Raw genomic sequence first — 18,126 nt, forward strand, 5'->3', positions numbered from 1 at the left:
GGAAGCCCTTTGCATTGTCGGAAGCCCTCTGCATCGTCGGAAGCGGGTCACAAGCTCGCATGTCCGCCGGAGGAACCGTGGCCACCGTCGCCACGGGATGTATCCGCCAGCCCGGCCTCGTCGAACGACGCCACCTCGACCAGTTCGACTAACTCGACCCGCTGCACCAGCAGCTGGGCGATGCGGTCGCCGCGATGTATGACGATCGGCGTCACCGGGTCGAGGTTGATCAGCGAGACCTTGATCTCGCCACGATACCCGGCGTCGATGGTGCCGGGACTATTGACGATCGAAAGTCCTACGCGCGCAGCCAATCCCGATCGCGGATGCACCAAGCCGACCATTCCGTGCGGGATTGCCACCGCGACCCCTGTGCGCACCAAGGCACGATGCCCGGGCGCGAGTTCAACATTCTCGGCACTGAAGAGATCGACACCGGCGTCGCCGTGATGGGCACGGCTGGGGAGCGGCAGTTCCGGGTCGAGGCGGACAATCGCCAGACTGGTCGACACGGGGCCACAGATTACCCTTGACCGCGTGTCGAGTACGCGCGTCGCGCCGCAGAGCGTGCGGTATCGCGAACGGTTGTGGGTGCCGTGGTGGTGGTGGCCGCTGGGTTTCGCGGCCGCGGCGATCATCGCCTTGGAGGTCAACCAGGGGGTGCCCAGTTTGCCCGACTGGTTACCGTTCGTGGTGTTGTTCGCCGTCGCCGCGGGTGCGTTGTTGTGGCTGGGGCGAATGGAGGTCCGCGTCAGCGTCGGCGACGACGGCGTCGAACTGTGGGCCGACCAGGCGCACCTGCCCGTCACCGTGATCGCTCGATCCGCGGAGGTTCCCCGCTCGGCCAAGTCAGCGGCGCTCGGGCGCCAGCTCGATCCCGCAGCCTACGTGCTGCATCGGGCGTGGGTCGGTCCCATGGTGCTAGTCGTCCTGGACGACCCGGATGACCCGACGCCCTACTGGCTGGTGAGCTGCCGCCACCCGGACCGGGTGCTGTCGGCATTGCGCAGCTGAGTCCCACCCGTGGGCGCTCAAGCCGCGCAGTCGGTACAGATCATCACGCCGTTCTTCTCGCTAGCGAGCCGACTGCGGTGCTGGACCAGAAAGCAACTCGAGCAGGTGAACTCATCAGCTTGCTTCGGAATAACGCGCACCGACAGCTCTTCGCCGGATAAGTCGGCGCCAGGCAATTCGAACGATTCAGCGGACTCGGATTCGTCGACGTCGACCACCGCTGAGGCCGCCTCGTTTCGCCGCGCTTTGAGCTCCTCAAGCGAATCTTCCGAGACGTCGTCGGTCTCGGTTCGCCGTGGGGCGTCATAGTCGGTAGCCATTCGGCTTCTCCCCTCGCTCCCCCTTGTAACTGTGCAGGCAACGCTTTGTACCAGCGTCGAACGCATCCGCCAAACGATTCGTGCCCGTATGCCGGGCTATTCAAGTGTGATTTACCTCACAACTATGCGTTGACCATGGTCTGGCGTCTTAAACCTGGCCATCTTCGTCCGATTAGAGTGCTCACGTGGTCGCGCAAATCACAGAAGGCACGGCTTTCGACAAGCACGGCCGGCCCTTCCGGCGTCGTAACGCCCGGCCCGCCATCTTTGCGCTGATCGTTCTCGTGGTGCTCACCGCGCTGGTATGGACGATCGCGCTGACCCGTCCGCCCGACGTGCACGAGGCGGTGGTGTGCAATCCGCCGCCAGAGCAGACGGACCCGGCTCAACCGCGGCTGGGCGAGCCGGTTCTGCGCAGCACCATGGCAAACGTCAGCCCGGCCAAATTGGCCGACACCAGGATCCGGGTGCTCAACGCCAGCGGCCGCGGCGGTCAGGCCGCGGACGTGGCCGGCGCGCTGCGTGATCTTGGCTTCGCCCAGCCGACCGCTGCGAACGACCCAATCTACGCCAACACCCGGTTGACCTGTGAAGGCCAGATCCGCTTCGGGGAGATCGGTCAGGCCGCTGCGGCGGCAGTGTGGCTGGTGGTGCCCTGCGCCGAGTTGTTCCGCGATGACCGCCCCGACGACTCCGTCGATCTGGCGCTGGGAACCGAATTCACCGCGCTCGCCCACAGCGATGACATCGATGCGGTACTGGCCGGGCTGCGGCCCGGCGCCGAACCGGCCGATCCCGCGCTGGTGGCCAAGGTCCACGCCAACACCTGCTGATCGGCCTAGTCTGCGATTGGCTTCAGACCGCCGGCTCGCTCCAGGGTGGCGAGCAACTGGTCAGCTATCCCGGGCGCCGCGGCGAACACCAGCCCGGCGGCGGGTCCTCCCGGTTCGGGCAACATCACCCGGGCACCCGCCTCGGCCGCGATCAACGCTCCCGCCGCGCAGTCCCACACGTGCAGCCCGTGCTCGTAGTACGCGTCGAGCCGGCCGGCGGCGACCATGCACAGATCGAGTGCGGCAGAACCGATCCGGCGGACATCGCGCACCACGGGGAGCATCTGGGCCAGCAGCGTCGCCTGTGCGCTGCGCCGGCGGCGAGAGTATGCGAACCCGGTGCCCAGCAACGCCAACGACAGATCGTCGATCGCCGTGCAGTGCAACCGGCGGGTGCCCTGATCGTCACTGACGTGCGCACCGAGCCCGGCGCCCGCCGAGTACACCCGCCCCGCGACGACGTCGGCCACGGCGCCCGCGACCGACACGCCGCCGACTTGCGCGGCCACCGAAACCGCATAGGCCGGCACACCGTAGACGAAGTTCACCGTGCCATCGATGGGGTCCAACACCCACGTCACCTTGTCGGCGGCGGTTGCGGTGGGATCGGCCGGCCCACCGCCCTCCTCACCGAGAACAGGATCACCAGATCGTAGTTGCGCCAGTCGATCTCGCAGCAATCGCTCGGTTTCGGTGTCGACGACGGTCACCGGGTCGGTCGGGGTGGTTTTGGTCCGCACCGCTTCGCTCCCCTGCGGGCGCGCATCGGCGCCGAACACTTCCGCGCGGCGACGACGCACGAACGCCGCCGCTTCGGCGGCCAGCGATTCGGCCACCGAACGCAGCCGGGCGGGGTGGTTGTCAGCTGTGGTCACCGACCTATCGCAGCACAGCGGCTCACACGCCCGCCAACCGCGCGTCGACGCATTAGTGTGTGGGCGGACAATTCAAGTCTCGCCGAGGAGGTCCGATGACCAGCACCGACTCGACCGCGCGTCGTGCGTTCGGCGTCGACGTCGGTGGCAGCGGCATCAAGGGCGGCATTGTCGACCTGAACACCGGCGAACTGATCGGCGATCGGTTCAAGCTGCCGACCCCGCAGCCTGCCACTCCCGCGGCGGTCGCGAAGACCGTCGCTGCCGTGGTCGACGAATTCGGCTGGTCGGGGCCGCTCGGTGTCACCTATCCGGGTGTCATCATCGAGGGCGTCGCCCGCACCGCAGCAAACGTCGACAAGTCGTGGATCGGCACTAACGCACGGGACGTCATCAGCGCGGAGTTAAACGGTCGGCATGTCGTCGTCCTGAACGACGCCGATGCCGCCGGACTGGCCGAAGAACGGTATGGCGCGGGCAAGAACCAATCCGGCGTGGTGGTGCTGCTCACATTCGGGACGGGGATCGGCTCGGCCCTGATCCACAACGGGATTTTGCTGCCCAACACCGAATTCGGTCATCTCGAGGTGGGCGGCAAAGAAGCCGAGCACCGGGCCGCGTCGTCAGTCCGGGACAAAATGGGGTGGAGCTACAAGCAGTGGGCCAAGCAGGTGACCAGGGTCCTGATCGCCCTCGAGAACGCGTTTTGGCCGGATTTGTTCATCGCCGGAGGTGGAATCAGCCGCAAGGCCGAGAAATGGGTTCCGTTGCTGGAAAACCGGACCCCGGTGGTCCCGGCAGCGTTGCTGAACACCGCGGGAATCGTCGGCGCGGCGATGGCGGCGACCAGCGACGTCACCCACTGAATTTTTGCGTGCGGTACCCGGTGTGGGCGGGCTGTGTCGTTACAATGGTCACCGGCGACCGCCGGACCAACAGCGGCGAGCATCCACGCTGATACCAAGGCCGACATCCGACATAGGCGACACTTTCGGTAGCGCGTGCCAGCAGCGCCGAAGGCTCGGCCCGAACAACTAAGTCATACCGAAGGGATTTACGTTGGCAGCGACCAAAGCACGCCCGGCAACAGACGAGCCGGCAAAGCGTAACGCTACCAAGTCGCCCGCTAAAGACGGGGCGAAGCGATCCACGGTCAAGTCTCCCAATGGCGCCGCTCCTGCCAAACGGGCCACCAAAACAGCAACACGAGCCACCAAGACTCCGGCCAAATCGGCCAAGGCGCCGGCCAACGGCGCCGACAGCAAGCGCCGCGCATCGGCCAAGAGCACCGGTACCAAAACTGCCGGTGGTCCTGCGAAGAAAGCCCCTGCGGCCAAAGCCGCCACCACGGCCACCAAGACCACCAAAGCCACCAAGACCACCAAAGCCACCAAAGCCGCCAAAACCACCAAAGCCGCCAAAACCACCCGAACGACCAAAACCGCCAAAGACACCAAAGCCGCCAAAGGCGCCAAAGACACTGAGATCCAGCCCGATGCGGTCGACACCGACGAGATTCTCGAGGACCTCGACGGCGAGCCCGATCTCGAAGTGGAGCCGGACGAAGTTATCGAGCTCGACGCCGAAGACCTGAACCTCGAAGAACTCGAGGTGGAGGTGTCGGCCGACGACGACACCGAGCTCGAGGAGGCCGTCGCCGAGGATGCAGAGGTGGTGCCGCCGGTGGCGACCGCCGAACCCGTCGCTGAGGACGAGGAAGAGGAGGACGAACTCGCCGAGCCGTCCGAAAAGGACAAAGCCTCAGGCGATTTCGTGTGGGACGAAGACGAGTCGGAGGCGTTGCGCCAAGCCCGCAAGGATGCCGAGCTCACCGCCTCGGCGGACTCGGTGCGTGCGTACCTCAAGCAGATCGGCAAGGTGGCACTGCTCAACGCCGAAGAAGAGGTCGAGCTGGCCAAGCGAATCGAAGCCGGCCTCTACGCCACGCAGCTGATGGCCGAGATGGCCGAACGTGGCGAGAAGCTGCCCGCCGCGCAGCGCCGCGACATGGCGTGGATTTGTCGAGACGGCGACCGTGCGAAAAACCATCTGCTGGAAGCGAATCTGCGGTTGGTGGTGTCGCTGGCCAAGCGGTACACCGGTCGCGGCATGGCGTTTCTGGACTTGATCCAAGAAGGCAATCTGGGTCTGATCCGCGCGGTGGAAAAGTTCGACTACACCAAGGGTTACAAGTTCTCGACCTACGCGACGTGGTGGATCCGCCAGGCGATCACGCGCGCGATGGCCGACCAGGCCCGCACGATCCGCATCCCGGTCCACATGGTCGAGGTGATCAACAAGCTGGGCCGCATCCAGCGCGAGCTGCTGCAGGATCTGGGCCGCGAGCCCACGCCGGAGGAGCTCGCCAAGGAGATGGACATCACCCCGGAAAAGGTGCTGGAGATCCAGCAGTACGCCCGCGAGCCGATCTCGCTGGACCAGACCATCGGCGACGAAGGCGATAGCCAGCTCGGTGACTTCATCGAGGACTCCGAAGCGGTGGTGGCCGTCGACGCGGTGTCGTTCACTCTGCTGCAAGACCAGCTGCAGTCGGTGCTGGAGACGCTCTCGGAACGCGAGGCCGGTGTGGTACGGCTGCGCTTCGGGCTCACCGACGGCCAGCCGCGCACCCTGGACGAGATCGGCCAAGTCTACGGCGTGACCCGCGAACGCATCCGCCAGATCGAGTCGAAGACGATGTCGAAGTTGCGCCACCCCAGCCGTTCGCAAGTGCTGCGCGACTATCTGGACTGAGTCGCCAATTCACCCTCGAATTGTTCTGAGCTGCAACAAGTTCCGTGCGGTTGGCGATTCGCACTGGAAATACGGCTCTCGGCTGGATCTTGACCCTGGCGACGGCACAGTCGGACAATTTGCGGCGTGACCCGAATCGTCGACTGCGACCAGCATCTGTACGAAACCCGTACGCTATGGGCCGACTACATCGACCCCGCCGCGCGTGCAGATGCATTGAGCCTCGACGATGACGAGCTCGGCTACACCTGGCTGACCTGGCGCGGCGCCAAGCTGGCCCTGGCCGACGTCCACCTTCCCGGCAACACCGCGTCCTGCGGGGACCACCGCAAGCGGCAACAGGCCGGTGAGCCGCCCTCCTATAACTACGACGAGGCGCTTCCCGCCGCCTACTGGGAGCCGGCGTCCCGGATTCGCTGGCTTGACGAGGCCGGCCTCGACGAGGCGGTGATGTTTCCCAATTACGGGCTGCTCTGGGAACGCCACCTCTCCTCGTCGCTTCCCGCGGTCACCGCCAACATGACGGCATGGAATAGGTGGTGCGCGGCGGTGCAGGCCGAGGGTCACGGGCGACTGCATCCGGTCGCGCATTTGACCCTGCGCGACGCGGCGTGGCTTGAGGCCGAGCTCGATTCACTTGCTTCGGTCGGTATTTCGCTGGCGATGATCGCCGCCGGGTCAGTGGACGGCCGAGCGCTGTCGCACCCCGAACACGAGCGGATCTGGTCCGCGTTCGTCGACCACGCCATCACCCCGGTGTTCCACGTCGCCGACCAGGTGCGGGTCTTCGACGACTGCTGGTATCAAGACGCATCCGAGCAGGTCCTGGTGCCGGCCACCGAGGCGGTGTTTTTGTGGGTGCCGCCGGCACTGGCGCTGAGCGATTTGATCTTGCACGGTGTCTTCGACCGCCACCCCCGGTTGCGCTTCGGGGTCATCGAGCTCAGCTCCTCCTGGGTACCGCCGTTTCTGCTGCTGTTGGACGGTGCGAACGCTTTCACCGCACAACTCAACGGCAAACCGGTGGCGAAGCTCGCCCGCAGGCCCAGCGAGTATTTCCATGACCATGTCCGGGTGGCGGCGTTCTCCTACGAAGACCCCAAACAGCTGACGGCGAGCAGCGGCGATCTGTTCATGTGCTGTAGCGACTACCCACATTCCGAAGGCACTGCTCACCCGCTCGACGACTATCGCGGGATGGGCTGCGTGGCACCGGAAATGCCCGGTTTCTTTCACACCAACATCGAGTCGTTGCTGCACCACTGACTGCTGGCCGGGCCGAAAACAGTCGCGCCGCTCGCACGCCGATTGGCACAGTGCCTGAGTTGTGGCGGCAGGCCGAGGCGTGAACCCGTCGTTGACGCGCCTCGGACAATCGCCTAACCTCAGAAAACACTTAGCAATGCCTTAGAGGAATGCGAGTGTACGCTAAGCATCGTTGGTGCGGCGCCGCCGGTGCCGCGCTCCTCGGTGCCAGCCTCGCCGCGATCACTCCGGTCATAGCCCCCCGATCGGGCGTTCCCATGCCCGGTGTCCAGCTCACCTCCGGCGACGAGCAGATCACGCTGGACATCGTGCGCAGCGCGCAGGACGCACGCAGCGGGCCCATCATCACCGCGACGATCCCCGGCCCTCCGCTGAGCGAGACCGGCCAAAAGCAGGCCCAAGACCTCGCCGACATGCTGGCCCAGGAAGGCCCGTACGCCGGGATCTATGCGGGCCAACAGATCAGAATGGCCGAAACCGCAGACCCGTTGGCCCATGCGCTCGGGACCGACGTGCAGCTATTGCCCGGGCTCAACGAGATCGACGCCGGCATTTACCAAGACCTTCCGATTGCCAGCCCCGGTGGCGCCTTGTTTTCGCTGACCTCGGCCGCATGGATATTGGGATTCGAGTTCGTGCCGATCCCGGGCTCACACGACCTCAACGGGGTGGCGTTCGACGAAAGGTTCGACGACGCCCTGCAAACGATCTACGACAACACCGTCGACGGGACCGGCCCGCGCACTGACGTGGCCATCTCCGCCGACCAGGCGATCACGACCTGGGCGGTGATGAATGTCAAAAACCCCGACTTCACTGTGCTGGTGCCCCTCTTTCTTGACGCGGCACGCCGAGGCGACCTGGAGAGCGTCCTGCCCGAGACGGGCGTGGTCGAGATCAAGGGAAACCCGCAGGACGGCTGGACCCTGGTCAGCTGGAACGGGATTCCTTTTCCGCAGGATCCGGGGTTGCTGACCGAGCTGTTCGTCGACTTCCGCGACTTGATCGTCACGCCGCAAACGGCGGCGTGGAACATTTACCTGGCCGTTCTCGGCGGCGATCCGGAAACGATCCAGGATGCGATTCAGACCGGCCTAATCACCGTCGGCGAAGCGATAGCTCAATTCCCCGCTACCGTGCTCACCGACATCACCGACGAATTTCTTCCGAACTCTGCCAGCGAGCCGGCCGCAATGCTCAGCGACGCTCTCGCGTCGTGGTTCTGAGATTCCGAGATATTTCGAGATATTCCAAACCGTCCAGGAGGCATACAGCATGTGGCTCGGTAATCGCTCATATGTCACCGCCGGTGTCGCCGCTCTCGGCGCCGGCATCGTCGCGGTCATCCCCGCAACAGCGACCGCACCGGGCGTTGCGGTGCCCAACGTCGGGCTCACGGCCGGGGAAGACATCGCACAAGAAGCTGCACAAGACATCGTCATCGACATCGTGCGGCACGGAGAACGACAGGCGCCATTCAACGAGCTCCTCGTCGGCTCGCCGCCGTATCCGGCAGCTCCGCTCAGTGAGCTCGGGCAGCAACAAGCCGACGAGGTCGCACAACAACTCTTCGATGACCTCGGCCCGCACGTTGCCGGGATCTTCTCCGGGCAGGGCATCCGCGACATAGACACCGCAGCACCGTTCGCCGAGCTGGAGCACATGAGCGACCAGGTGCAGATATTGCCCGGCCTCGACGAGATCGGCGGCGGCATTTACTCACACGACCCACTGACGAGCCTCGGTGGTCTCCTCTACTCGGCGACCATGGGCGCCTGGGCGTTTGGTTTCGAGTTCGTGCCATTGCCCGGCGACGTGAACCCGAACGGGGTCGCTTTCAACGAAAAGTTCACCGACGCCATCAATACGATGTACGACTACGCCATCGATAACCCGGTGGTCAGCGACAACGGTGAAATCACCGCCGTCGGGTTCAACAACGAATCATCGATCATCGTCTGGGCGCTCACGCACGTCAAAAACCCGGATCTGTCATTTATTGTGCGGCGCGGCATCGACATGATCACGAGTCCGGAACCGAACGAGCATGCCTTCCTGCCCAACGCCGGAATCGTAGAAATCAAGGGAAACCCCGAAGACGGCTGGACGCTGGTGAGCTGGGCCGGGGAACCCATCCCGCAGGATCCGGATTTGGCGACCTCGCTGTTCGTCGACTTCCGCGACCTGATCCTCGCGCCGCAAAAGGCGTCGTATGACATTTTCGAGGCGATTCTTGCCGGCGACCCGACAACGATCCAGGATGCGATTCAGACCGGCGTGCAAGACGTTGGCGCGGCGATAATTCAGTTCCCCCAAGCGGTTTTCACCGACATCGCCGACGCGTTGCTGCCGGATACGGTAGGTATCGCTTCAGTGTTCTGAACCGTGTCCTGAACCTTGTTCTGAACCGCCGAACGGCGGGAAAACACCGTCGGGTCCGGGCCGATAGGGAACGGCGTCGATCACGGCGTCGACCGGCAACGATCCGTACAGGTGCGGGAACAGCATCGCCTCCGGGTCGGTTTGAACGCTCCCAGCGCAGCGGTGACCGCAGCCGGCCGGGCTCGATGTGCAGCAACAGCAGATCGTGACGCCCCCGGTACAGTCGGTTGGCGGGCAAGTGCACCTGCTCAGGCGTCGACAGGTGAACGAACGCGACGCCCGGCTCAGGGCGCAGCTCCCCGCGCTGCTGGATGCGCGACCAGGACTCGGCATCGCACAGGTGCACCAGGACGTCATTGCGGGTAATCACCGGTACATCCTGCCGGACCTGCAGCGGCTGGGGTGAGGCAAGACACACCGGGGCGGGGAACAACGCACCAAGCCCGAACGTCTGACAGAGTCAAGGGATAGGTCGAGAAAGAGGTGCTATGAACACGACCCTGACCGGCCCGGAGCTGACCAGGGCTGACCGCTGCGATCGGTGCGGAGCCGCCGCTCGTGTCCGCGCAACGCTGCCCTCTGGTGCCGAACTTCTCTTCTGCCAGCACCACGCGAACAAGCACGAGGCGAAGCTGATCGAGCAGGATGCGGTGCTGGAAGTCAGCGCGCCGGTCGAGTCCTAGGCATAACTCGCGCGCAGGCAATCCGGACGACGGAGCGCTACGTCAGGAATCCTGGATTGAGCATGAGCGTGGAAACCAAGAAGCCCTCGCGCCACCATGTGTGGCGTATCACCCGCCGGACACTGTCGAAAAGCTGGGATGATTCCATCTTCTCAGAATCGGCGCAGGCGGCATTCTGGTCGGCGCTCTCGTTGCCGCCGTTGCTGCTGGGGATGCTCGGCAGCCTTGCCTACATCGCCCCCTTGTTCGGGCCGGATACCTTGCCGGCCATCGAGTACCGGCTGGTGTCCATGGCACACAGCTTCTTCTCCGACAACGTCGTCAACGAGATCATCAAGCCGACGATCAGCGACATCGACAAGGGCGCGCGCGGTGAGGTGGTGTCGCTCGGCTTCGTGATCTCGTTGTGGGCGGGGTCGTCGGCGATCTCGGCTTTTGTTGATTCGGTGGTCGAAGCCCATGACCAGACGCCGCTGCGTCATCCGGTGCGGCAACGGCTGTTCGCGCTGCTGCTGTACGTGGTGATGCTGCTGTTCCTCATCGCGATAGCCCCGTTGATGGTGAAAGGACCGCGAAAGGCCGAGCAATTCATCCCAGACAGTTGGCTGACTGTCGGCTACTACCCGGCGCTGATCATTGGGCTGGTGGTCGCGGTGACATTCCTGTATCGAGTGGCGCTACCGGAAGCGCTGCCAACCCATCGGCTGATCCTCGGCGCGGTGTTGGCGGCCGGCGTATTCCTGGTCGCCACGCTGGGGCTGCGGGTGTATCTGACCTGGATCACCAACACCGGCTATACGTATGGGGCACTGGCCACACCGATCGCGTTCTTGCTGTTCGCATTTTTCGGGGGGTTCGCGATCATGCTGGGTGCCGAGCTCAATGCCGCCATCCAAGAAGAATGGCCGGCGCCGGCCACCCACACGCATCGGTTGCGGCGGTGGCTGAAATCACGCGCCCAGGCCATTCGCGGCGACGAGGACATCGACGTCGACCCGGCCGCCGATGGTGCCGACGCCGAACGGGTCAGCCCTTCTTGAGGTGGTCGTAAATCCTTTTGCAGTCAGGGCAAACCGGTGATCCCGGTTTGGCCGAGCGGGTGACCGGAAACACCTCGCCGCACAGGGCCACAACGTGGGTGCCCATCACGGCGCTTTCGGCGATCTTGTCCTTTTTGACGTAGTGGAAGTATCTGGGGGTATCGCTGCCGGTCCCGTCGTCGACGCGTTCGTCAACATCGGTGCGTTCGATCGTCTGGGTCTCCATGGCAATTATTGTGCCGGAAACCGGATGGCTGCGGACCCGTTGAGTGTGGGACAGTGGAGAAATGAAGCACGGCTCCGAGCTGGGTTTCGACGACGACGGCCGGCCGGTGCTGATCACGGCGGCAGCACCCTCCTATGAGGACCAGCATCGCGAGCGGGTGCGCAAATATTTGACCTTGATGGCGTTTCGGATTCCCGCACTGATCTTGGCAGCGGTGGCCTACGGCGCCTGGCACAACGGTTTGATCTCGCTTCTGATCCTCGTCGCATCGATCCCGCTGCCGTGGATGGCAGTTCTTATCGCCAACGACCGACCACCGCGCCGTTCCGACGAACCTCGGCGATTCCACCAGGTCCACCGGCGTATTCCGCTGTTTCCCACGGCCGAGCGCCCGGCGCTTGAGTCGCGCCGCAGCACCGGAGGGCCGGGTTCGGGCGGCTCCGCCGGTTCCTGAGCCGGTTCCTGATAGCCCGTCGCCGCGGCCACTCTCAGCACATTCACAGCTGGTCGCCACATTCCTGCACGTCACAGCGTGTGGGATCGCCGCGTTGCGGGAACTCAGGCTGCGGGTTGGTCGTTGGACCACATGACAGTTCAAGCCGATCAGGAGGGCCGCCATGGCAAATGCCACCACAAGCTGGGTTGACAGCGATCTGGACGCTCAAAGCCCTGCCGCGGACTTGGTCCGGGTGTATCTGAACGGCATCGGAAAGACGGCGCTGCTCAACGCTGCCGATGAGGTCGAACTCGCCAAGCGCATCGAGGCCGGACTTTACGCCCAGCATCTGCTGGAGACCCGCAAGCGTCTCGGCGAGAACCGCAAACGGGATCTGGCTGCGGTGGTTCGCGACGGCGAAGCGGCACGTCGCCACCTGTTGGAAGCCAACTTGCGCCTGGTGGTTTCGCTGGCCAAGCGCTACACCGGCCGCGGCATGCCATTGCTCGACCTCATCCAGGAAGGCAACCTCGGCCTGATCCGGGCGATGGAAAAGTTCGACTACACAAAGGGATTCAAGTTCTCGACGTACGCGACGTGGTGGATCCGGCAGGCGATCACTCGTGGAATGGCCGACCAGAGCCGCACCATCCGGCTGCCGGTTCACCTGGTCGAGCAGGTCAACAAACTGGCGCGGATCAAGCGGGAATTGCACCAGAATCTCGGCCGCGAAGCTACGGACGAAGAACTGGCCGCCGAGTCGGGCATTCCGGTCGACAAGATCAACGATCTGCTCGAGCACAGCCGTGACCCGGTCAGCCTCGACATGCCCGTCGGGTCCGAGGAAGAGGCGCCGCTGGGCGACTTCATCGAAGACGCCGAAGCCATGTCCGCCGAGAACGCGGTGATCGCCGAACTGCTGCACACCGACATCCGCAGCGTGCTCGCCACCCTCGACGAGCGTGAGCATCAGGTGATCCGGCTGCGCTTCGGCCTCGACGATGGTCAGCCACGCACGCTCGACCAGATCGGTAAGCTCTTCGGTCTGTCGCGCGAACGAGTTCGCCAAATCGAGCGCGAAGTAATGGCCAAGCTGCGCAATGGAGAGCGTGCCGATAGGCTGCGGTCGTACGCCAGCTGATGCCTGAACAGAGTGTGCCCGCCGCGACGCGGCGGGCACACTGCTGTCGATGGGGATCGCACGCGGCGCCCGAGTGTGTTAGCGAGCCATTGATGCAGCTGGGCAAGTAGACTCAGCTGCGATGGAAGGTGCGGAATGAACGACCTGGTTGACACCACCGAGATGTACCTGCGGACCATTTACGACCTCGAGGAAGAGGGCGTAACGCCGCTGCGTGCCCGGATCGCCGAGCGCCTCGAACAAAGCGGGCCCACCGTCAGCCAGACCGTGTCCCGCATGGAGCGAGACGGGTTGCTGCACGTCGCCGGCGACCGTCATCTCGAGCTGACCGACAAGGGCCGGGCGCTGGCCGTCTCCGTTATGCGAAAGCACCGGCTCGCTGAGCGGCTGCTTGTCGACGTCATCGGACTGCCGTGGGAAGACGTGCACGCCGAAGCTTGTCGGTGGGAGCACGTGATGAGCGAAGACGTCGAGCGTCGCTTGGTGCAGGTGCTGAACAACCCGACCACCTCACCGTTCGGCAACCCGATTCCCGGCCTGCTTGACCTCGGCGTGGAGACCGGTACCGAGGGCGCCAACCTGGTGCGGTTGACCGAACTGCCAAGCGGCTCACCGGTCGCCGTCGTCGTGCGCCAGCTCGCCGAGCATGTCCAAGGCGACATCGAGCTGATCAGCCGTCTCAAGGATGCCGGGGTCGTGCCCAACGCGCGGGTGACCGTCGAGACCAACCCCGCCGGCGGGGTGACAATCGTGATCCCGGGCCACGAGAACGTGACTCTGCCGCACGAGATGGCGCACGCCGTCAAGGTCGAGAAGGTCTAGCCCCCTCCCTATACCGCGCGACGGAACGTCCGTCGCGGCGGCAGCCGCACGCCGAGCCGGCGGGCCAACCGATAACCGGTCAGCGCCAGGTCCCGGATGCGCTCGGGCGGCAGACCCGACTGCAAGGCGGTGTCGAGCATGCCGGCCATGCGATGGTCCGGCGCGCAGCGCAGCGCGGCCTCCAGCGACACCCCCGCCAGCGGACCATCACCACGGACGTAGGCGCTGAACGCCAGCAACACCAACGCCTCAACCCGCCAGGGCTCGGGCAACGTGCGCGCCAACAGCGCCCACAGCGATTCGGCCGCACTGGCGCTCTCGCCGACCGCCAGTCCATAAAGCGTGTCACGCACCTCGATGTCGGCCAGCGCGCAGCCCAGCGTGGCGAGCTCCTCATTGTCGAGCGGTTGGCCGCCGCCGACACGCTCGGTCGCGGCCATCGCCATCTCCACGTCCTGGCGGGCGCGGCCGCGCGGATCCGCCCGGCATGCCGCTTCACGCGACGTGGCGTGTTGATCCATCAGCACCGCGAGCGCTGCGGTTCGGTCAGGATCGCCGACGGTGATGACGGCCTGCAAATCCGCTCGCCGCGCATATAGTCGCCGCCCGTCGAGCACCGCCGCCGCCGCCAGCGGCGACGCCGACGGGTCATCGACGGCACCGCCGGAACCGCAGCCGTCGACGCAGTGCCAGCGCCCACCAGCGGCCACCCGATCCACCACATGCGCAGCCCACAGCACGATGTCGTACTGCGACAACTCTTCGGCGAGCGCGGTGCACAGCTCGCGGTACTGCTCGTTGCAGACCGGGCAGCCGGCGCCGTCGGCATCGACAATCACCGCGATCGCAGCCTCCGGCTCGGCCGCGGCGGCGACTTGGGCGAGTTGTTCGAGCCGACTGGTCAGCGCGTCGGATAAGTCAACCCGCATCACCGAACCCAGTTCGCCGTCGTCGATCGACACCAGGACCAGCGAGCGCTCCGGAACAAACCCCAGGACTGCGGGCAGCGAGGCGATCAGCGCTCCGGGACGATTCAGTTCAAAGTCTGCTCGGTGTTTTGTCATGACCCGACGCTGACAATCGAGGCCGTCAGCGAGTGACCGCCAACCGCGGGCGGGCCGGTCAGCTGTGGATGAAGTCGCGACTGTTGAGCAGGTTCCCCGCGACGCCGCAATCAGCACTGGCCGCTGAGCGCGTTCGGGGCCCTATCCCCGGGTCCGCCCGCTTCCGCGCGAGCCAGCAACGCCGCGATGTGCTCGTCGAACGGGGCCGAATAGGACACATTGTCGTCGCAGCCACCGCCGTCGAGGCCACCGATCACACCCGACACTGTCGACCCGATCAGCCACGGCGCTCCGCTGGTGCCGTCGACGAGCCCCGAACACGGCAGCGCGGGATACCCGTCTTCGGTGACGTTGGTGCCGGCCTGGCATCCGACCGGACCGCCGCCGACGCGGGCCGGATAGCCGACGACGCGGATCTGGGTTCCCGCCTTGGGTGCGGTGCCCAGCGCCAATCCCGCACCGGCGGCAGCTTCGATCGTTCCGCCTTCGGGCCTGCTGACCCGTGCGATCGCGTAGTCGGCGTGCGGGTCCCGGTTGGCCAGCCAGCGCGGATCGAAGTACGCCGCGTCGACGGTCCAGACGTCGGGCGCCGCGGCGGCCCCGGAGAATCCAGGCACGAAGGTGGTGTTGATACCGGCCGCCAGGCAGTGCGCGGCGGTGAGCACCAGGTCGCCGCCGGCCGAATGCAACACCGAACCGGTACAGGTGTGCAGGTCTCCGGCTCCCAGGAAGATGGCCCCGACCCGCGGATCCGGGGGAACCGGAGCGGCCGGACCCTGGACTGCGATATCGGTAACATGCCGTTGAGACGGGCTGATCGTCGGCGAAGCATCCAGAGTGTTCGGGGGATGCTCGCAACCGGTCAGGGCCAAGGTCAGCCCGGCCAGCAGGCCGGTGGCCGTCGTCACAATCCGCATCGCTGATGATCATGCCCGCTCATGTGCTTCGGAGAAACGGGGTACTCGACAAGGAATGCGATCCGGTGCGACCGCGTTTCGAACACACAGGCGGGTTCGCCGTGCTAGGTGTTGTCCGCCGATGTGAGCGAAACTATTAGCGCGGTGCGACATTGGGCCGTGACGAGGAGACAATAGTTATGAGCCACAACCAGCCCCCGGAACGGGAACAGCATTACCAGCCCGAACAGAACGGGATGTATGAGCTCGAGTTCCCGGCTCCGCAGCTGTCGTCGTCAGATGGCCGGGGTCCGGTATTGGTGCACGCCCTGGAAGGCTTTTCCGACGCCGGCCATGCGATCCGGCTGGCCACCCGTCATCTGCGCGAAGAGCTGGACACCGAGCTGGTGGCCTCTTTCGCGATCGACGAGCTGCTCGACTACCGCTCCCGGCGTCCGTTGATGACGTTCAAGACCGACCACTTCACCCACTACGACGACCCCGAGCTCAGCCTGTACGCGCTGCATGACAGCGTGGGCACCCCGTTCTTGCTGCTGGCGGGCATGGAGCCGGATCTGAAGTGGGAGCGGTTCATCAGCGCAGTGCGACTACTCGCCGAGCGGCTCGGGGTCCGGCAGACGATCGGGCTGGGCACCATCCCGATGGCCGTCCCGCACACCAGGCCGATCACGATGACGGCGCACTCCAACAACCGCGAGCTGATCGCCGACTTCACGCCGTGGATCGCCGAAGTGCAGGTGCCCGGCAGCGCGTCGAATCTGCTGGAGTACCGGATGGCTCAGCACGGACATGAGGTCGTCGGCTTCACCGTGCACGTACCGCATTACCTGGCCCAAACCGACTATCCGGCCGCCGCGCAGGCGCTGCTGGAGCAGGTGGCCAAGACGGCATCGCTGCAGCTGCCGGTCCAGGCGCTGGCTGAGGCGGCAGCCGAGATCCGAACCAGAATCGACGAGCAGGTCGAAGCCAGTTCGGAGGTCGCCCAAGTGGTCGCCGCCCTCGAGCGCCAATACGACGCGTTTGTCGCCGCTCAAGAGAGCAGGTCGCTTCTCACCCGCGACGAGGATCTGCCCAGCGGCGACGAGCTCGGCGCGGAGTTTGAGCGGTTCCTCGCCCAACAGGCCGAGAAGAAGTTCGACGACGACAATCCGGCCTGACCCCCGGAGCGGTAGGCACCCATGAGCATCGACGTGACGGTGTTGCGGGTGTTTGCCGATGCCTCAGGCAATTTCGGGAATCCGCTCGCCGTCGTCGACGCCAATAGCGTGCAAGGCCTCAACAGACAGCGCCTGGCGAGCCAACTCGGTTACAGCGAAACGATTTTCGTCGACTTGCCGGTTGCCGGATCGACCACCGCGCATGCGCGCATCTACACCCCGGCCACCGAACTCGCGTTCGCCGGCCATCCGACCGTGGGGGTGGCGTGGTGGCTGCGGGAGCGGGGCACACCGATCCGCACGCTGCAAGTGCCGGCCGGAATCGTGCAGGTGGATTACGACAACGACGTCACCGCGATCAGCGCCCGCTGCCAGTGGGCGCCCGAATTCGCCATCCATGAACTGGAGTCGCTCGACGATCTCGCCGCAGCCGACCCCGCCGACTTTCCCGACGACGCCCAGCACTACCTGTGGACCTGGACCGACCAGTCGGCAGGACGCATACGTTCCCGGATGTTCGCGGCGGGCCTGGGTGTGCCCGAAGATGAAGCCACCGGCTCCGCCGCGGTGCGCATCACCGACTATCTCAGCCGCGATTTGACCATCGTTCAGGGCAAAGGCTCGGTGATCGAAACGACGTGGAATCCCGAGGGTTGGGTTCGAGTCGCCGGCCGCGTCGTCAACGACGGAGTGACGTACTTTGTTTAGCCCTGACGTCTCAGCACCGCGGTGAGGTGGTTTTGCAGCTGCTGACCGACGGCACCCATCTGCACCGAATATGACAGTTCGTCACCGTCGATGCGAATGCGACGACCGAGGGCGGTCACCTCTTTGGCGGTAGGTGTGAGGCCGATTGTCGAAGCGGTCAAGTCGATTTCGATGACGCCGTCGCTCTTCTCGTAGGTACCGACCTCGATTTCGGTGATGCCGCTGGGGTGGGCCAGCACCAGCTCGATGTGGCCGGGCTGCGGCACTCGTAAATATCCGGTCTCGGCGTGCAGCGGCTTGCCATCGGTTGCGGCCTTAGTCTTTTGGCCGTAGGCCAGAAACGGCTTACCGACATGCGTGAAGACGACTTCCTCGAGGTACTCGAACGGCTCGATGGTCGGAAACTTCCCCGAACCCCGGCCGGTCCAGGTACCCAACAGCGGCGCCAGTGCTTCGAGGTCAGGATGCAGGTCGGCGGGCATGTAGCC

The 18,126-nt window shown here is 65.1% G+C and carries 22 protein-coding genes and 1 pseudogene; 15 read left to right on the forward strand and 8 right to left on the reverse strand.

Annotation, left to right across the window (positions count from 1 at the left end):
* Positions 1-47: 47 nt before the first annotated feature.
* The gene (dut, locus tag MSP7336_RS20010; RefSeq protein ID WP_069396611.1) at positions 48-512 is read right to left on the reverse strand and encodes a dUTP diphosphatase; all 465 of its coding nucleotides are present in this window, start codon (positions 510-512) and stop codon (positions 48-50) included.
* Positions 513-537: 25 nt separating this feature from the next.
* Between dut and MSP7336_RS20015 the strand changes: the two genes are divergently transcribed.
* Positions 538-1,014: a DUF3093 domain-containing protein gene (locus MSP7336_RS20015; protein ID WP_069396610.1), complete on the forward strand. Its 477-nt coding sequence runs from the start codon at positions 538-540 to the stop codon at positions 1,012-1,014.
* Positions 1,015-1,031: 17 nt separating this feature from the next.
* Here MSP7336_RS20015 and MSP7336_RS20020 read toward each other — a convergent pair whose 3' ends face one another.
* Positions 1,032-1,334, reverse strand: coding sequence for a DUF4193 domain-containing protein (locus tag MSP7336_RS20020; protein WP_069396609.1), 303 nt, complete (start codon positions 1,332-1,334; stop codon positions 1,032-1,034).
* 185 nt (positions 1,335-1,519) lie between these two features.
* Here MSP7336_RS20020 and cei point away from each other — a divergent pair, with 185 nt between their 5' ends.
* Positions 1,520-2,167 carry an envelope integrity protein Cei gene (gene cei, locus MSP7336_RS20025; protein WP_069396608.1) on the forward strand — a complete coding sequence of 216 codons (648 nt, stop codon included), beginning with the start codon at positions 1,520-1,522 and terminating at the stop codon, positions 2,165-2,167.
* A 5-nt stretch (positions 2,168-2,172) separates the two neighbouring features.
* Here the strand turns inward: cei and MSP7336_RS20030 are convergent, their stop codons facing one another.
* Positions 2,173-3,042, reverse strand: a complete 870-nt coding sequence (locus MSP7336_RS20030) for an inositol monophosphatase family protein (RefSeq protein ID WP_113964420.1) — start codon at positions 3,040-3,042, stop codon at positions 2,173-2,175.
* A gap of 95 nt (positions 3,043-3,137) precedes the next feature.
* Here MSP7336_RS20030 and ppgK point away from each other — a divergent pair, with 95 nt between their 5' ends.
* The 5 genes from ppgK (at position 3,138) to MSP7336_RS20055 (ending at position 9,444) form a co-directional block, all read left to right on the forward strand.
* A complete protein-coding gene (ppgK, locus tag MSP7336_RS20035) occupies positions 3,138-3,908 on the forward strand; it encodes a polyphosphate--glucose phosphotransferase (protein WP_069396606.1) in 771 nt (256 codons plus the stop codon).
* A 193-nt stretch (positions 3,909-4,101) separates the two neighbouring features.
* Positions 4,102-5,796, forward strand: coding sequence for an RNA polymerase sigma factor (locus tag MSP7336_RS20040; protein ID WP_113964421.1), 1,695 nt, complete (start codon positions 4,102-4,104; stop codon positions 5,794-5,796).
* Positions 5,797-5,922: 126 nt separating this feature from the next.
* Positions 5,923-7,062, forward strand: a complete 1,140-nt coding sequence (locus tag MSP7336_RS20045) for an amidohydrolase family protein (RefSeq protein WP_069396604.1) — start codon at positions 5,923-5,925, stop codon at positions 7,060-7,062.
* Between the two features lie 155 nt (positions 7,063-7,217).
* Complete coding sequence (locus tag MSP7336_RS20050; RefSeq protein ID WP_232321050.1) at positions 7,218-8,288, forward strand: histidine phosphatase family protein; 1,071 nt, start codon at positions 7,218-7,220, stop codon at positions 8,286-8,288.
* Between the two features lie 49 nt (positions 8,289-8,337).
* Positions 8,338-9,444, forward strand: coding sequence for a histidine phosphatase family protein (locus MSP7336_RS20055; RefSeq protein WP_113964422.1), 1,107 nt, complete (start codon positions 8,338-8,340; stop codon positions 9,442-9,444).
* On the opposite strand, the pseudogene MSP7336_RS20060 reads toward MSP7336_RS20055, so the two are convergent.
* Positions 9,433-9,757 (reverse strand): annotated as a pseudogene (locus MSP7336_RS20060) (DUF952 domain-containing protein). The gene MSP7336_RS20055 and the pseudogene MSP7336_RS20060 overlap by 12 nt on opposite strands.
* On the opposite strand from MSP7336_RS20060, the gene MSP7336_RS24350 reads away from it, so the two are divergent.
* The 3 genes from MSP7336_RS24350 to MSP7336_RS20070 all read left to right on the forward strand — a co-directional run bounded on the left by MSP7336_RS24350 (position 9,707) and on the right by MSP7336_RS20070 (position 11,167).
* Positions 9,707-9,850 (forward strand): hypothetical protein, encoded by a 144-nt coding sequence (locus MSP7336_RS24350; RefSeq protein WP_232321132.1) that lies wholly within the window; start codon positions 9,707-9,709, stop codon positions 9,848-9,850. The pseudogene MSP7336_RS20060 and the gene MSP7336_RS24350 overlap by 51 nt on opposite strands.
* 82 nt (positions 9,851-9,932) lie before the next feature.
* Positions 9,933-10,127, forward strand: a complete 195-nt coding sequence (locus MSP7336_RS20065) for a DUF7455 domain-containing protein (protein WP_069398092.1) — start codon at positions 9,933-9,935, stop codon at positions 10,125-10,127.
* A gap of 62 nt (positions 10,128-10,189) precedes the next feature.
* Positions 10,190-11,167, forward strand: coding sequence for a YihY/virulence factor BrkB family protein (locus MSP7336_RS20070; protein ID WP_069398091.1), 978 nt, complete (start codon positions 10,190-10,192; stop codon positions 11,165-11,167).
* Here the strand turns inward: MSP7336_RS20070 and MSP7336_RS20075 are convergent.
* Positions 11,154-11,393, reverse strand: a complete 240-nt coding sequence (locus tag MSP7336_RS20075; protein ID WP_069398090.1) for a DUF3039 domain-containing protein — start codon at positions 11,391-11,393, stop codon at positions 11,154-11,156. The genes MSP7336_RS20070 and MSP7336_RS20075 overlap by 14 nt on opposite strands.
* Before the next feature lie 43 nt (positions 11,394-11,436).
* Between MSP7336_RS20075 and MSP7336_RS20080 the strand changes: the two genes are divergently transcribed.
* The 3 genes from MSP7336_RS20080 to MSP7336_RS20090 all read left to right on the forward strand — a co-directional run bounded on the left by MSP7336_RS20080 (position 11,437) and on the right by MSP7336_RS20090 (position 13,792).
* Positions 11,437-11,847 carry a DUF3099 domain-containing protein gene (locus MSP7336_RS20080; RefSeq protein ID WP_084226635.1) on the forward strand — a complete coding sequence of 137 codons (411 nt, stop codon included), beginning with the start codon at positions 11,437-11,439 and terminating at the stop codon, positions 11,845-11,847.
* Between the two features lie 163 nt (positions 11,848-12,010).
* On the forward strand, positions 12,011-12,970 hold the full coding sequence (sigB, locus tag MSP7336_RS20085; RefSeq protein WP_069398088.1) for a sigma-70 family RNA polymerase sigma factor SigB: 960 nt from the start codon (positions 12,011-12,013) through the stop codon (positions 12,968-12,970).
* Positions 12,971-13,105: 135 nt separating this feature from the next.
* The gene (locus MSP7336_RS20090; RefSeq protein WP_069398087.1) at positions 13,106-13,792 is read left to right on the forward strand and encodes an iron-dependent transcriptional repressor DtxR; all 687 of its coding nucleotides are present in this window, start codon (positions 13,106-13,108) and stop codon (positions 13,790-13,792) included.
* Positions 13,793-13,800: 8 nt separating this feature from the next.
* Here the strand turns inward: MSP7336_RS20090 and MSP7336_RS20095 are convergent, their stop codons facing one another.
* Positions 13,801-14,856 (reverse strand): DUF4192 domain-containing protein, encoded by a 1,056-nt coding sequence (locus tag MSP7336_RS20095; RefSeq protein WP_069398086.1) that lies wholly within the window; start codon positions 14,854-14,856, stop codon positions 13,801-13,803.
* 110 nt (positions 14,857-14,966) lie between these two features.
* Complete coding sequence (locus MSP7336_RS20100; protein ID WP_113964423.1) at positions 14,967-15,773, reverse strand: trypsin-like serine peptidase; 807 nt, start codon at positions 15,771-15,773, stop codon at positions 14,967-14,969.
* Between the two features lie 179 nt (positions 15,774-15,952).
* On the opposite strand from MSP7336_RS20100, the gene MSP7336_RS20105 reads away from it, so the two are divergent.
* Both MSP7336_RS20105 and MSP7336_RS20110 read left to right on the forward strand, forming a co-directional pair.
* Entirely contained in the window at positions 15,953-16,930 is a 978-nt protein-coding gene (locus MSP7336_RS20105; RefSeq protein WP_113964424.1) for a proteasome assembly chaperone family protein, read from the forward strand.
* Between the two features lie 21 nt (positions 16,931-16,951).
* Positions 16,952-17,638: a PhzF family phenazine biosynthesis protein gene (locus tag MSP7336_RS20110; RefSeq protein WP_113964425.1), complete on the forward strand. Its 687-nt coding sequence runs from the start codon at positions 16,952-16,954 to the stop codon at positions 17,636-17,638.
* On the opposite strand, the gene MSP7336_RS20115 is transcribed toward MSP7336_RS20110, so the two are convergent.
* Entirely contained in the window at positions 17,635-18,120 is a 486-nt protein-coding gene (locus tag MSP7336_RS20115; protein WP_113964426.1) for a peroxynitrite isomerase, read from the reverse strand. The genes MSP7336_RS20110 and MSP7336_RS20115 overlap by 4 nt on opposite strands.
* Positions 18,121-18,126: the final 6 nt, after the last annotated feature.

Source organism: Mycobacterium shimoidei (assembly GCF_900417275.1).
Lineage (GTDB): Bacteria > Actinomycetota > Actinomycetes > Mycobacteriales > Mycobacteriaceae > Mycobacterium > Mycobacterium shimoidei.